Origin of the sequence: Streptomyces javensis (assembly GCF_039525925.1) — a bacterium.
Taxonomy (GTDB): Bacteria; Actinomycetota; Actinomycetes; order Streptomycetales; family Streptomycetaceae; genus Streptomyces; species Streptomyces asiaticus.
Genome location: NZ_BAAAIF010000002.1, coordinates 1 through 13,420 on the forward strand (window position 1 = coordinate 1; position 13,420 = coordinate 13,420).

The 13,420-nt window shown below is 72.6% G+C and carries 13 protein-coding genes and 1 pseudogene; 10 read left to right on the forward strand and 4 right to left on the reverse strand.

Annotation, left to right across the window (positions count from 1 at the left end; translation table 11 throughout):
• Nucleotides 1-173 (forward strand): SDR family oxidoreductase (locus tag ABD329_RS02605; protein WP_344315955.1); only part of this gene is annotated, 173 nt, incomplete at its 5' end.
• Nucleotides 174-325: 152 nt separating this feature from the next.
• Nucleotides 326-487: pseudogene (locus tag ABD329_RS02610) on the forward strand (IS5/IS1182 family transposase); the annotation flags it as partial.
• 26 nt (nt 488-513) lie between these two features.
• On the opposite strand, the gene ABD329_RS02615 reads toward ABD329_RS02610, so the two are convergent.
• Nucleotides 514-1,464, reverse strand: coding sequence for a sensor histidine kinase (locus ABD329_RS02615; RefSeq protein WP_198278869.1), 951 nt, complete (start codon nt 1,462-1,464; stop codon nt 514-516).
• Between the two features lie 152 nt (nt 1,465-1,616).
• On the opposite strand from ABD329_RS02615, the gene ABD329_RS02620 reads away from it, so the two are divergent.
• The 3 genes from ABD329_RS02620 (at nt 1,617) to ABD329_RS02630 (ending at nt 3,929) form a co-directional block, all read left to right on the forward strand.
• Nucleotides 1,617-2,498 carry an alpha/beta fold hydrolase gene (locus tag ABD329_RS02620; protein ID WP_198278868.1) on the forward strand — a complete coding sequence of 294 codons (882 nt, stop codon included), beginning with the start codon at nt 1,617-1,619 and terminating at the stop codon, nt 2,496-2,498.
• A 221-nt stretch (nt 2,499-2,719) separates the two neighbouring features.
• On the forward strand, nt 2,720-3,043 hold the full coding sequence (locus ABD329_RS02625; RefSeq protein WP_198278867.1) for a hypothetical protein: 324 nt from the start codon (nt 2,720-2,722) through the stop codon (nt 3,041-3,043).
• Between the two features lie 52 nt (nt 3,044-3,095).
• Nucleotides 3,096-3,929, forward strand: coding sequence for an SAM-dependent methyltransferase (locus ABD329_RS02630; RefSeq protein ID WP_198278866.1), 834 nt, complete (start codon nt 3,096-3,098; stop codon nt 3,927-3,929).
• Between the two features lie 83 nt (nt 3,930-4,012).
• Here ABD329_RS02630 and ABD329_RS02635 read toward each other — a convergent pair whose 3' ends face one another.
• The 3 genes from ABD329_RS02635 to ABD329_RS02645 all read right to left on the reverse strand — a co-directional run bounded on the left by ABD329_RS02635 (nt 4,013) and on the right by ABD329_RS02645 (nt 9,151).
• On the reverse strand, nt 4,013-6,784 hold the full coding sequence (locus ABD329_RS02635) for an AfsR/SARP family transcriptional regulator (protein ID WP_344315858.1): 2,772 nt from the start codon (nt 6,782-6,784) through the stop codon (nt 4,013-4,015).
• A 168-nt stretch (nt 6,785-6,952) separates the two neighbouring features.
• Nucleotides 6,953-7,888 carry a TauD/TfdA dioxygenase family protein gene (locus ABD329_RS02640; protein ID WP_198282286.1) on the reverse strand — a complete coding sequence of 312 codons (936 nt, stop codon included), beginning with the start codon at nt 7,886-7,888 and terminating at the stop codon, nt 6,953-6,955.
• Between the two features lie 354 nt (nt 7,889-8,242).
• On the reverse strand, nt 8,243-9,151 hold the full coding sequence (locus ABD329_RS02645; protein WP_198281662.1) for a LysR family transcriptional regulator: 909 nt from the start codon (nt 9,149-9,151) through the stop codon (nt 8,243-8,245).
• A gap of 88 nt (nt 9,152-9,239) precedes the next feature.
• On the opposite strand from ABD329_RS02645, the gene ABD329_RS02650 reads away from it, so the two are divergent.
• The 5 genes from ABD329_RS02650 (at nt 9,240) to ABD329_RS02670 (ending at nt 13,410) form a co-directional block, all read left to right on the forward strand.
• Nucleotides 9,240-9,677, forward strand: coding sequence for a YybH family protein (locus ABD329_RS02650; RefSeq protein ID WP_198281663.1), 438 nt, complete (start codon nt 9,240-9,242; stop codon nt 9,675-9,677).
• Nucleotides 9,677-10,867 (forward strand): flavin-dependent oxidoreductase, encoded by a 1,191-nt coding sequence (locus tag ABD329_RS02655; protein ID WP_198281665.1) that lies wholly within the window; start codon nt 9,677-9,679, stop codon nt 10,865-10,867. Before ABD329_RS02650 ends, ABD329_RS02655 begins: the two co-directional genes overlap by 1 nt.
• Before the next feature lie 206 nt (nt 10,868-11,073).
• A complete protein-coding gene (locus ABD329_RS02660) occupies nt 11,074-12,216 on the forward strand; it encodes an inorganic phosphate transporter (protein WP_344315859.1) in 1,143 nt (380 codons plus the stop codon).
• A gap of 33 nt (nt 12,217-12,249) precedes the next feature.
• Nucleotides 12,250-12,489: a hypothetical protein gene (locus ABD329_RS02665; RefSeq protein ID WP_344315860.1), complete on the forward strand. Its 240-nt coding sequence runs from the start codon at nt 12,250-12,252 to the stop codon at nt 12,487-12,489.
• Nucleotides 12,490-12,567: 78 nt separating this feature from the next.
• A complete protein-coding gene (locus ABD329_RS02670) occupies nt 12,568-13,410 on the forward strand; it encodes a pentapeptide repeat-containing protein (protein WP_344315861.1) in 843 nt (280 codons plus the stop codon).
• Nucleotides 13,411-13,420 lie beyond the last annotated feature (10 nt).

The window sequence follows — 13,420 nt, forward strand, 5'->3', positions numbered from 1 at the left end:
GCCTGGTCGGCGCCGTAGGCCCGGACCTCCACCAGTTCGCCTCGGAGGTGCCGCTCGGCAGGATCGGCCGCCCGGATGAGATCGCCGCCGTGGCGACATTTCTGGCCTCGGACGCTTCCAGCTTCGTCAACGGCGCCGAATGGTTCGTCGACGGAGGCCAGGCGCAGGTCTGACCGCGCCGCTCATACGGTGGGCATACCGGGCACCCTGGTTCACCGGACGGCCTTGCCCATGGGGCCTGACTGCTTGTCTGTGTCCCGTGCTGACCAGGTGGGGGGTTGGCGGCAGCACCTTGTGCCCGTCAGCCCGCCCGTGGGCGGGGTGCCAAGGAGGAGGCCCCTGGGTCACCACCGGCGTCAAGCCCCGGCCGCACCACGGCCTCACCCCCACCCAGCAGACCGTGAACCGGGCGCTGGCCCGGACCCGCGCCCCGGCCGAGCGTGGCGTCGCCCGCCTCACGTCCTGGCGGGTCTTCCACGGGGGTCGTGGGTGTGTGGGCGGGTCGACGTGGCGTCAGATCCGGGTGCGCAGCCGGATGAGGGTGCCGTCCGCGTCGGCCTGCATCTGCACCACGTCGCACAGCATGCGGACGCCCCACAGCCCGAACCCCGGCTCGGAGTCGGCGGGCGGGGCGAAGCCCCACAGTGCGTCCGGGTACCAGTGGCCGGGCCCGGAGATCTCGCAGACCAGATCGCCGTCGTGGACCCAGGTGGCCAGCCGCGCCGGGGCACCGCCGTGCCGGATCGCGGTGGTGGACACCTCGCTCACGGCCGCGACCATGTTGCGTAGCGCGTCATGGCCCATGCCGTGCCGGCTCGCCCGCTCGGCCACGAAGGTGCGCACGGCGTCCAGGTCGGTCGAGACGATCGACACGGACTCGGCCGTGCGCGGGGCGGACGGCAGGGGGCGCCGGTCGCAAGTGGCGCTGAACGGGCCGGGGTCGGTGTAGGCGTCGCTCTTCTCCGGCCCGTGGCCGTCGATGATCTCGGGGTGGGTCTGGCGCGCGTAGGCCAGGATCTCGGGGTGCAGCAGACGCCGGTCGTAGCAGCAGATGGCGCGGGCGCCGGAGTGGGCGAAGGCCGCGTTGACGATCGACTCGTAGCGCGCCCACTCCACCACCTCGAGCGGGGTGCGGCCCTGCCACACCGGTTCGGCGATCACCCGGACCCGGCGTGGCTTCTCGGCCTTCACGAAGGAGTCATAGGCGGCGATGGTCTTGACCGGGTGCTGGTACCAGCTGAGCGCCTCCTCGAACTGCACCGCCTTGGCGTCCGGCCCGAGCGCGTCCCGCAGCGCGTCGATGTTGGAGGTGGCCGCGACGACGGCCACGGCGTCGTCCGCCGCCAGACCCTCGCGGAGGAACGGGACGCAGATATCGACCACTTCCTCCTCGTCGCGGTAGAGGAATCCGCGATGCATCATCGCATCGCGGTGGTCCGCGACGGGGCTGCTCGGGCTGGTCATCGGGCCTCCCTGGGGCTCGGCCGGCGAAAACACGCGGTGCGTCATCGAATTTCCGGACGGTATAGCGCAGTCTGCCACTTCCCGGGCCCGGTGCGCAGCCCGTTCCGGCCATACATGGACGGCGTCCTGACGGTGCATTAGCATCCTCGGGCGTGACAGAGCTGAAGTACATCAACGCAAATGGACTTGATTTCGGGTATTTCGAGGCGGGCCCGGCCGACGCCCCATTGGCGCTCTGCTTGCACGGCTTCCCGGACTCCGCGCACTCCTGGCGTCATCTGCTTCCCGCGCTCGCGGACGCGGGCTACCACGCCGTGGCGCCCTTCATGAGGGGCTACGCGCCCAGCGGCATACCCGCCGACGGCGCCTACCAGGCGGGTGCGATCGCCGCGGACGCCAACGCGCTCCACGAGGCGTTCGGCGGCGACGGCGACGCCGTGCTCATCGGCCACGACTGGGGTGCCATCGCCGCGTACGGCGCCACCGGCAGCGCCCCCGGGCGCTGGCGGCGCGCGGTCACGATGTCGGTGCCCCCGCTGGGCGGGGTGCTGGCCGACTTCTTCAACTATGACTACGGCCAGTTCAAGCGCTCCTTCTACATCTTCCTGTTCCAGACCCCGCTGGCCGAGGCCGGGGCGGCGGCGCACGACATGGCCCTGATCGACGGCCTGTGGCGCGACTGGTCGCCCGGGTACGAGGACGCCGCCGAGGACATCGCGCACGTCAAGGAGAGCCTGCGGGATCCGGCCCACCTCGCCGCCGCGGTCGGCTACTACCGGGCGCTGTTCGACCCGTCGCGCCAGGTGGAGGCGTACGCGGCCGAGCAGGCGGCCGTCACCGCGACCGGGGAGGTCCCGATCCTCTATCTGCACGGCACCGACGACGGCTGCATCGGCGCCGATGTGGTCCAGGGGGCCCCGGATCACCTGCCCGCGGGCTCGCGGATGGAACTGGTCGACGGCGCCGGGCACTTCCTCCACTTGGAGCGGCCCGAGCGGATCAACCGGGAGGTCCTGGCCTGGCTGGCCGGGTGACCGGTCGGCCCTGGGTGCGCGCCACACCGTCATATGGCGTGTGACCAGGGCCTTTTCCAATACGGAAGGCGAGGCGGCCGCGGCGGTGCCCCGACTGGGACGGACCCGGTCGAGCCGCCGCGGCCGTCGCTTTACCGCCGGTATACCGCCGCTGATCCGCCCTCTTCCATGCTGGACGCATCGCTACAGCCGCCCGGTAGGGACGCGTCTGGAGAGGGCCTGTGAACGTCGACCAGCTGCATCAGCCTCATGTCGAGGACGAACCCCTCTACGCCTGGAGCACCTTTCAGCTCTGCGGCGGGGTGGAGGGGTCCGGCCCGAGTGGCACCTGCCGGGCCGAGCGCACCGCCCGTGCCTGTCTCGAAGCGGCACTCCAGGCCACCGCGGCCCACTCCGGGGCGTACTCCTGGGGCCAGCTCAGCCGGGTGTCCGCGGATGTCGACCTGCCCTTCCACCTGTGGGCACGGGATCCGGTCGCCTGGGCCGAACCGGGGCCGAGGAAGACGGTCACGTGGCGTCCGGGCGCGGCTCCGCACCCGCGGTGATCCGGAACCCTCGGGGGTGAGGCGAGGCAGTGCTAGTGGTAAGGGAATCACGATGAAGAGCAGCGGACCCGGCGTCGGGCTCAGGACGAGGGAGTGGCGACCGGCCGACCACGGACGTCTCGCGGTCAGCGAGGCGAACCCGGCCAGGGTCTACAACTATCTCGTCGGCGGCAAGGACAATTACCTCGCCGATTACGAGCAGGCTCAGCGATTTCTCGGTGTCGCACCGGAAGTCCGTGACACCGCGCTCTCCAATCGGAGATTTCTGCACCGTGCCGTCCGTCATCTCGCCGCCAATGGAATCAGCCAATTCCTGGATATCGGCGCGGGATTGCCGGCGACCCCGAATGTGCATGAAATCGCCCAGGCCGTGAATCCGCGGGCCCGGGTGGTCTACGCCGACAACGACCCCATCGTGGCGAGCCACGGCCAGGCCCGGCTCTCCGTCTCCGGCACCACGATGGTCAAGGCCGACATCCGCTCGCCCGAGGACCTCCTGGGCCATGAGGAGCTGCGGCGGCTGCTCGACCCCGCCCAGCCGGTCGCGATCCTGCTGACGCTCGTCCTCGACTACATCGAGGACCTGGCGAACCCCGTGGGGATCGTCCGGCGGCTCATGGACTGGGCCGCGCCGGGCAGCTGTCTGGTCCTCTCCCACGCCACCGGTGACTTCACCCTCGACACCGACCGGAACTGGGAGGTCATCAGCTTCGAGGACCCGGTGTCCCTGGTCGCCCGCGACCATGCCGGGATCATGGAGTTCTTCACCGGGCTCGACCTGCTCGCCCCGGGCCTGGTGCAACTGCCCTCCTGGCGTCCGGGCATCGGCGCCGAGTCCGACCCGAGCCGGGTGTGGGCCTACGGCGGGGTGGCCCGCAAGCCGTAGCCCCGGCCGCACCGTCAGCCGTAGCCCCCGGCCGCCCCTTCGCTCGGCATCCGCCCCGGACCCGCCTCAGTGCGGGACGGGGCTCAGTGCGGGCCGGGGCCGATTTGCAGGGTCATACAGGCGGGGAAGAGCCCGCTCCAGGTGTGCCCGCGCCAGCTCTCGTACGTACCCGGGCGCTTCCACACCGGCAGGGCCTGGTCCATGTGGGCCCGGCCCTCGGGGAACCTGCCCTGCTCCATATAGGTGATCCCGATCTCGTAGAGGGCGAAGCCCTCATGGTGGATGTTGCCCGTGCGGCGGGCGTACTCCAAGCTCTCCTTGAAACAGGTCAGGGCGTCCTCGGGACGGCCCAGGCCCCGGTGTGCCCGGCCGAGGTTGCCCAGGCCGATCACCTCGGCCGGCAGATCCCCGGCCTCCCGGGCGAGGGTGAGCTGCCGCTCCTGGACCGTGATGGCCTCCTCGTACAGGCCCAGTTCGCACAGCGCGTCCGCGAGGTTGCACGCGGTGCGCAACTCGCCCTCCCGGTGGTCCAGTTCGCGCCAGATCTCCAGCGCCGACTCCAGGGTGGTGCGTACCTCGTCATAGCTGTGCTGAAGCCAGTACGCGGCGGAGAGGCCGTCCAGCCCCCACGCCTCGCTCTCCGGGTCGCCGAGGCGGCGGGCGGTCTCGATGGCCAGTTCGTTGACCGTCTGGAGATCCTGGGCGTGGGCCCGGGGGAAGAGGAACCACTGGAGCGCCCGCGCCAGCCGCAGCCCCAGGCGCGCGATCGCCTCGGGCTGGGCGGGCTCGGCCGCCTGGGCGACGGCCGCCAGCAGATTGGGCAGCTCGTCCCTCAGCCAGCCCTCGGCCTCGGCCTGGCCGCTCAGCGGCACCGCGGGACCCTCGACCGGGTGCTGGGGCCAGGGGCGGAGCGGGTCGAGCAGGGTGACCGCCCGCTGGGCGGTGGCCGCGTAGCGGGACAGCGCCCGCTCCAGCGCCGCCGAGCGCTCCGCCTCGGGCTCCTCCTGCTCCGCCTGCTCCGACGCGAACAGCCGCATCAGATCGTGCATGTGGTAGCGGACGGAGTCCCGGCTCTCCAGGAGCTGGGCGTCGACCAGCCGCTCCAGCGCGTTCTCGGTGCGGTCGGCGGGCAGGTCCAGCAGCGCGGCGGCCACCGGCAGGCTCACATCGTGCCCGTGCACCACGCTCAGCAGCCGGAAGGCGCGGACCGCGTCCAGGTCGTCGGAGCGGCGGCTGAGCCGGAAGCCCTCGTAGCTCACCTGGAAGCTGACGCGGACGGCAAGATCGCCGAAGCGCAGCTCGTCCAGGCGGCCGCGGGCGTCGGTCAGCTTGGTCACGAGGGTGCGCAGCGGCCACGCGGGGCGGGCGGCCAGCCGGGCACCGGCGATCCGCAGCGCCAGCGGCAGCCAGCCGCACAGCCGGGTGATCTCCTCCGCCTCGGCGGGCTCGGCCCGCACCCGCTCCGCGCCCACGACCCGCTCCAGCAGCGCCACCGCCTGGTCCTGGGGGAGCACATCCAGATGCAGATGGGTGGCGCCCTCCAGGGTGGTCAGCATCTCGCGGCTGGTGACCAGAGCGGCACAGCCCGGACCGGCGGGGATCAGCGGCCGCACCTGGTCCACACTGGCGGCGTTGTCGAGGATCACCAGCAGTCGGCGGCCCGCCGCCAGCGAACGGAACTGCGCGGACGCCTCGTCGGTGTCGCTCGGCACATTGGAGCCGTCCACGCCGAGGGCGCGCAGAAACCGGCCGAGCACCTCACCGGGGTCCAGGGTCGACTGCCCGGCGGTCGCCCCGTACAGATCCACATAGAGCTGGCCGTCGGGGAAGCGGTCGGCGAGCTGGTGCGCGGCGTGGATGGCCAGGGTCGACTTGCCGACCCCGCCGGTGCCGTCGATGGCCGCGAGCACCACCGACCGTCCGCCCTCGCCCGCCTCCGGGTGCCCGGCCGCGTCCATCAGCGCCTGGATCACCGCGACCTCGCCGTGGCGGCCGGTGAACGCGGGGCTGGCGGGCGGCAGTTGGCGCGGGCCCCGGTGGGCCTTGCGGGCGGCGGGGTCGGGCCGGTCCGCCTCCGGGGCGGGCGCGGCCATCAGGGAGGCGTCGGCGTTCAGTATCCGCTCGTGGAGGTCGCGCAGCGGCGGGGTCGGCTCGACCCCCAGCTCCTCGCTCAGCAGCCGGTGCAGATCGCGGTAGGCGGCCAGGGCGTCGGCCTGCCGCCCGGACCGGTACAGCGCCAGCATCAGGCGGCCGCGCAGCTCCTCGCGGAACGGATGCTCGGCGGTCAGCGCCTCCAACTCTCCCAGGACGGCCGTATGGCGCCCGCACCGCAGGTCCGCGTCGATCCGGGCGTCCACGGCCTGTAGCCGGCACTCCTCGAGCCGGGTGGCCTCCGCCGTCACCGCCGGGGTCGGGGGCACATCGGCGAACGGGGTGCCGCGCCACATCGCCAGCGCCTCGCGCAGCCGCTCCGCCGCGGTCTCGGGTGCCTCCCGGTCGAGGGCCCGCCGCCCCTCCTCGACCAGCTGCTCGAAGCGGTGGGCGTCGAACTCGGCGGCCTCCACCGCCAGTCGGTAGCCCTGTGCCTTGTAGCCCTGCTTCTCGGTGATCAGCGTCTGTCCGGCCTCGTCGCCCATGGTCTGGCGGAGCCGGGAGACATAGGTTTGCAGCAGCTTGGTGGCGCTCTGGGGCGCCCGGTCCTCGCCCCAGAGCTCGTCCAGGAGCCGTTCGGTGGATACGGTCTGGTTGGCGTGGCACAGCAGCACCGCGAGCAGCGTCCGCCACTTGGCCGGCCCCAGGGAGGCCCACTCCTCGCCGGTGCGCAGCTCAAGCGCCCCCAGGACCCGGTATCGCACCCGTCCCCTTCCATCGGCTCGTCAACTGACCACTCCGCAATGGTTATACCTCCGATGTGACCACTGCCGTGCATCGTTCCATCCGCCGGGAACAAGGCCGCGCCGGGTACCGGCTCGCACGGATGGCCGAAAATCGCCGCACCAGGGGTAATGGCGGAGCGACCGAGGTCAGAACGGCCGGTCGCCCTCGATGGCGACGCGTTCGGCGACCCTGCGGTGCGGGGCGTAGTCGTTGACCGCGTAGTGCTGTGTGGCGCGGTTGTCCCAGAACGCGATGTCGCCCGGCTGCCAGTGGAAGCGCACCTGGTACTCCGGGACATGCGCCTGCCGGCACAGGAAGCTCAGCAGCCGGTCGCTCTCCTCCCGCTCCATTCCGGTGATCCGGGTGGTGAAGGAGGTGTTGACGAACAGCATCCGCCGGCCGGTCTCCGGATGGGTGCGCACCACCGGGTGCTCCACCGGCGGGAACATCTCCTGGAACGGGGCCAGCCGCTCCGGTCCGTAGAAGCGGACGAAGCCGGGGATGACGTCGTGGACCGCGGTGGCGCCGTCGACGCGCTCCTTCACCTCCGCCGGGAGGTTGTCGTACGCCGCCGCCATGTCGGCCCACATGGTGTCCCCGCCCACCGGCGGCACCTCGCGCAGCTGGAGCACGGCCCCGAGCGCGGGCCGGGTGCGGAAGGTGACGTCGGTGTGCCAGACGTTCTCGAAGGTCGGCGTGGCGCCGGACGCCTTGTCGAAGCGGACCACATCCTCGCTGGAACCGGCGGCGAGCAGTGGATTGGTCTCCAACTCGCCCCAGTTGCGGGCGAATCCGCGCTGCTGCTCCGAGGTGAGGTGCTGAGCCCGGAAGAAGAGCACCTTCCACTCCAGCAGGGCGCGGTTCAGCTCCTCGCGCAGCGCGGGCCCCAGCGGCCGGGAGAGGTCAAGGCCGCGGATCTCGGCGCCGATGACGCGACCGAGGGGCGCGATCTCGAACCGCTCGTACGGACGCTCCTCCCACCCCTCGGGCAGCCGCCGCAGAACGCGCGCGCCCTCGTACATGCCGTCCGGCGGGATGGTGGCTTCGCGAAGGGTCGTGGGTGGAGTGTCGACGACGGTCATGGCGTCTCCTCATGCGTGACGGCGGGCAGGGGCAGGCGGGGGTGGGGAGGTGCCCTCGTGCCGCGGGGATGACCACGGGAGTGTCGTCCTGAGCGTCGCGACGTCCGGATCGTCAGGGGCCGACCGGCGACGATCGCGAGAGGAATGACCGGCGTGGCTTCGGGGGCGCGGGGGCGGTGGCCGCGGGACGCGGAGAGTCCCGATTAGAGGCCCGAGCGCTCACACCCGGTCCGGTCCGGGGCGCGTAGATGTCCCGTCGCGTCGAACCGATGCCTGATCATGGGCGTAATTGTGGGATCCGCCCTGGTGAGCTGTCAACGGGGAGTGCCGTGTGTGCGCACGGAAGACGAGTGCTCACCCGGCGGCGCGCCCAGGGTCCGGGTCGGCCGCCAGGGCGGTACGGGCGCGCTCGACCAGGGCCCGGCCGGCCGGGCCGCTGGGGCCGTCCGCCCGCCAGGCGAAGGCCAGCCGCCCCCGCAGGGCCGGCCGGTCGATGCGGACCGATCGCAGCCGGTCCGACCGTGCCTCGGCGAACGCACCGGGCAGGATCGCCGCGCCCAGCCCCCGCTCGGCGAGCTGCGCCAGCACCTCAGGATCGCTGGCCTCGAAGGCGATGTGCGGGGTGAAACCGGCGGCCGCGCACGCCTCGTCGATCCGGGTGCGCAGCCCCGTGCCGCGCGGCAGGCTGATCAGCGAGCGGCCCCGCAGGGTGTCCAGCGAGATGGCCGAGTGCACGGCGAGCTCATGGTCGGGGCTGACCGCGGCCACGATCGGCTGATCGGTGATCACTTCCAGCTCGACCCCGGCCGGGGTCGTGGCGCCCACGCTGACGATCGCCGCGTCGAGCCGTCCGGTGCGCAGACCCTCCAGCAGCTCGTCCGACGTGGCCTCGGTGAGGGTGATCTCCACCGCCGGATGGGCGTCGTGGAACTCCGCCAGCAGCCCCGGCAGATCCACGGTGTGCGAGGTGACCATCCCGACCGCCACATGCCCGCGCAGCAGCCCGGTCAGCTCGTCCACCGCGAGCCGGGCGCCCTCCACCGCGGCGAGCGCGGCCCGCGCGTACGGGAGCACCGCCGCACCCGCCTCGGTCAGCCGCACCGAGCGGCCCGAGCGGTCCAGCAGCTGCTCGCCCAGCTCGCGCTCCAGCCGGCGGATCTGTGCGCTGACCCCCGGCTGGGCCACGTGCACCTTCTCCGCGGCCCGGGTGAAGTTCCGCTCCTCGGCCACCGCCACGAAGTACTCAAGCTGTCGCAGCTCCATAAGCGTTGATTCTAGCAACCAGACCAACCATCTCTTGGACTTCTGGTCGGGTCCGTCGGAGAGTGGAGGCGGAGACAAGGAGGCGACCATGACCGAGACCCGTACCCGCGCCACCACCCCCGAGGACCTGGCCCGGCTGTTCGTGGAGCGTGCCAACGCCGGGGACGCCGAGGGGCTGGCCGAGCTCTACGAGCCCGACGCGGTGCTCGCCTACCCGCCGGGTGCCACGACCGTCGGCCGCGAGGCGATCCGCGCCGTCTGCGAGCGGATGCTGGCGCACGCCCCGCGTCCCTTCCGGGTGGAGGAGGCGCTGCCCACCGTCCGCTACGGCGACCTGGCCCTCACCTCGACCCGCCCCGCCGACAACACCGGCGGCCGGGTGCAGGTGGCCCGCCGCCAGCCGGACGGCACCTGGCTGCGCATCATCGACCGCCCCGAGATCCGCTCCGAGGTCCCTTCCGGGGCCCGTCCCGAGCACCACCCCGGGATCCGTCCCGAGGTCACCTCCGAAACCGGGGCCGAATGATGGGTGTGCTCATCGCCGGGGGCGGGATCGGCGGGCTGGCCACCGCCCTGAGCCTCCACGCGGCCGGGGTCGGGACGGCGGTCGTCGAGAGCGCCCGTGAGATCCGGCCGCTCGGCGTCGGGATCAATCTGCTGCCGCACGCCGTGCGCGAGCTCATCGAACTCGGCCTCGGCGACGAGCTCGCCGCCATCGGCGTGGCCACCGCGGAGAACGTGTACTGCGACCGGTTCGGCAGGCGGATCTTCACCGAGCCCCGGGGCCTGGCCCAGGGCTACCGCTGGCCGCAGTACTCGGTCCACCGCGGGGAGCTCCAGCGGCTGCTCCTCGCGGCGGTCCGCGAGCGCCTGGGCGCGGACGCGGTCCGCACCGGGGCGCGGGTGGTGGGATTCGACGACTCGGGGCAGCGGGACGGTGTGCGCGTACGCGTCCTCGACCGGGCGACGGGGACGGTCGAGGAGACGGCCGCGCGGGCGCTGATCGGCGCCGATGGGCTGCACTCCGCGGTCCGCGCCGCGCTGCACCCGCAGGACGGCCCGCCGCTGTGGTCGGGCATCCGGATGTGGCGGGGCACGACACCGGCCGAGCCGTTTCTGACCGGGCGCTCGATGGTGATCGTGCACGACGGGGACGCCGAGCTGGTCGCGTATCCGATCGGCGGCGGCCGGGTCAACTGGGTCTGCCAGGTGCGGATGTCCGAGCCCGGACCGCTCACCGGGGACGCGGCCTGGAACCGGGCGGGGCGGCTCGCCGATGTGCTGCCGTACTTCGAGGACTGGCGGCTGGGTTGGCTGGATGTGCCCGCTCTGCTGACCGGCGGCGCCGAGATCCTCGAATACCCGATGGTCGACCGGGAGCCGCTGCCGTGGTGGGGGAGTGGCCGGGTGACCCTGCTCGGCGACGCCGCCCATCCGATGTATCCGGTGGGGGCCAACGGCGCGTCCCAGGCCGTCGTGGACGCCCGTGTCCTGGCCCGCGAGCTCGCGCGGACGGACGACGTGCCCACCGCGCTGTCCCGCTACGAGACCGAGCGCCGCGAGGCGACGGCGGCCGTCGTACGGGCGAACCGGGCCATGAACCGGGCCGGTGCCCGGACCCCCGAGGAGCTCGCCCGCGTCACCGACACCTACCGGGACACCACGGGAGGCGATGTGCGCACGCTCAACGCCCGCGCCTCCCTGGGCCGCCCGTGAGCCCTCCGAGCGGCGGGAGCGGTACGGCGCCGGAGCCGGGCGGCGGACGCATTCCACGGCGCCGACCCGGCCCGGCCGTTGGGCCGTACGCCAGCGTTGGCGCCCGTATGGCACCGCGCTTAGCGTGGACAGCAGGCAGCGGTCTTCACACGAGACGGTCCGACGCGATCGATGTGCCGGACCACTCCGGGTGCGGGAGGTCGGGAATGGACTCCGTCTCCTTCCTTTTGGTGGCCGTCATCCTCACGGCACTGGCCTTCGACTTCACCAACGGCTTCCACGACACGGCCAATTCGATGGCCACGTCCATCGCCACGGGGGCGCTGTCGCCCCGGCTCGCCGTCCTCGTCGCCGCGGTGCTCAATCTGGCCGGGGCCTTTCTCTCCACGGAAGTGGCCAAGACGATCTCCAACGGCATCGTCGACGACGCCAAGGTCTCCCCGGTGATGATTTTCGCGGGGCTGATCGGGGCGATCCTGTGGAACATGATCACCTGGCTGGCCGGGCTGCCGTCGAGCTCATCGCACGCCCTGTTCGGCGGGCTGATCGGCGCGGTGTGGGTGGGCGCCGGGGAATCCGCGGTGCGCTTCACCGCGGTCGTCGAGAAGATCGTGATTCCGGCGGTCGCCTCACCGGTGGTGGCCTGTGTGGTGGCCATGCTGGCCACCTATCTCGCGTATGTGATCACCCGCCGCGCGGCCGTCCCCGTGGCGCGGAAGGGTTTCCGCGCGGGCCAGGTGGGATCCGCGTCCCTGGTGGCCCTCGCCCACGGCACCAACGACGCGCAGAAGACGATGGGGGTCATCACCCTCACCCTCATCGCCGGTGGTGTGCTCGGCCACGGCTCCGGGCCGCCGTGGTGGGTGGTGCTCAGCGCCGGTCTGGCGATCTCACTCGGCACCTATGTCGGCGGGTGGCGGATCATCCGGACCATGGGCAAGGGGCTGACCGACATCCAGCCCCCTCAGGGCTTCGCCGCCGAGACCAGCGCCACCGCGGTGATCCTGGCCTCCTCGCACCTGGGCTTCCCGCTGTCCACCACCCAGGTGTGCACGGGCAGCATCCTGGGCGCCGGGCTCGGCCGCAGGCTGGCTCATGTGCGCTGGGGGATCGCCGGCCGGATCGCGGTGTCCTGGCTGCTGACCCTGCCCGCGGCGGCGGCCGTGGGAGGCGTGGCGGCCTGGGTGGCGGGCCGGGGCAACGCGGGGGTGGCCCTGGTGGCGTGCGTCGCCGTCGCGTTGGCGGTGGGCTTCTACGTGCTCTCGCGCCGGCGCCCGGTGAACCCGGACAACGTCAACGAGCCGCGCGTCCCCGAGGCTGCCGAGCGCACCCTGGACACGACCGCCTGACCGGGCCGCGACCCCGTCGAGGAGCTGATCCGTATGGGCACCACATGGGGCACGATCGGCGGGGTCTTCGGGGTGAGCCTCGGGGTCACCGTTCTGGTGGTGGTGATGTTCTCGCTCGGCGTCGCCGCCTGGGCCCGTGCCGGTGGCGGCACCCCGCGCCACGGCGCGCGCCGCGGCCGTCTCGACACGATCGCGGCGGCCGCGGCCGTGGTGTGTTTCGCCGCGTGTCTGGCGATCGCCGCCTATGGAATCGAACTGATCATTCCCGACTGAGCCCGCTTGAGACAATGGAACGCCATCGAGCACCGCCCCGCACCGCGGTGCTCTCGTCCACGCGGGAGACCACACACGGTGTCAGATACGACCGAAACCCCCTCCGCCGGCCCGGCCGCCGCGGACCGCCCCGCCCTGCGGGCCGACTGCGCCGACTGCTTCGGGCTGTGCTGTGTCGCCCTGCCCTTCGCGGCCTCCACGGACTTCGCGATCAGCAAGGACGCGGGGAAGCCCTGCCGCAACCTCCGGGCCGACTTCCGCTGCGGGATCCACTCCCGGCTGCGCGAGGAGGGCTTCCCGGGCTGCACGGTCTACGACTGCTTCGGCGCCGGGCAGAAGGTCTCCCAGCTCACCTTCGAGGGCCGGGACTGGCGGCGGCACCCCGGGACGGCCTCCGAGATGTTCGCCGTCTTCCCCGTCATGCGCCAGCTGCACGAGCTGCTCTGGTACCTCACCGAGGCGCTGGCCCTGCCTGCCGCCCGGCCCGTCCACGGCGCACTGCGCGAGGCGCTGCGGGAGACCGAGCGCCTCACCCTCGGCAGCGCCTCCGAGCTGAGGGAGCTCGATGTGGCGGCCCACCGCGACCGGGTCAATCAGCTGCTGCTGCGCACGAGCGAGCTGGTACGGGCCCGGATCCCGGGCAGGAAGAAGAACCGCAGGGGAGCGGATCTCATCGGCGCCGACCTGAGCGGAGCCGATCTGCGGGGTGCCAACCTGCGCGGCGCCTGTCTCATCGCGGCGAACCTCACCCGGGCCGATCTGACGGCGGCCGATCTGATCGGAGCCGACTTCCGCGACGCCGATCTGGGCGCGGCCGACCTGCGGGGAGCCGTCTTCCTCACCCAGGCCCAGCTGAACGCGGCCAAGGGCGACGCCGCCACCCGGCTGCCCCCGTCCCTCACCCGCCCCGCGCACTGGTGACCCCGCCGCA